The organism is Paenibacillus xylanexedens (genome assembly GCF_007680605.1).
GTDB classification, from domain to species: domain Bacteria; phylum Bacillota; class Bacilli; order Paenibacillales; family Paenibacillaceae; genus Paenibacillus; species Paenibacillus xylanexedens_B.
In genome coordinates, this window is the sequence record NZ_VEIO01000046.1 from 1 (window position 1) to 512 (window position 512).

The following is a 512-nucleotide window of genomic DNA, read 5'->3' on the forward strand; positions in this document are numbered from 1 at the left end:
CAAGCCATAGCTTCGGTGGTGTGTTTAGCCCCGTTACATTTTCGGCGCAGAGTCACTCGACCAGTGAGCTATTACGCACTCTTTCAATGGTGGCTGCTTCTAAGCCAACATCCTGGTTGTCTGTGCAACTCCACATCCTTTCCCACTTAACACACACTTGGGGACCTTAGCTGATGGTCTGGGCTGTTTCCCTTTTGACAATGGATCTTAGCACTCACTGTCTGACTCCCGGAAGTAAGTCTATGGCATTCGGAGTTTGACTGAGCTTGGTAACCCTTGCGGGCCCCGCACCCAATCAGTGCTCTACCTCCACGACTCTGTTTTCCGAGGCTAGCCCTAAAGCTATTTCGGGGAGAACCAGCTATCTCCGAGTTCGATTGGAATTTCTCCGCTACCCCCACCTCATCCCCGCATTTTTCAACATGCGTGGGTTCGGGCCTCCAGTGCGTGTTACCGCACCTTCACCCTGGACAGGGGTAGATCACCCGGTTTCGGGTCTACGTCCACGTACT

General features: G+C 53.3%; 1 rRNA gene. It reads right to left on the reverse strand.

Annotated elements, in window-relative coordinates:
• Nucleotides 1-512: ribosomal RNA gene (locus tag FS818_RS28300) — 23S ribosomal RNA — on the reverse strand; the annotation flags it as partial.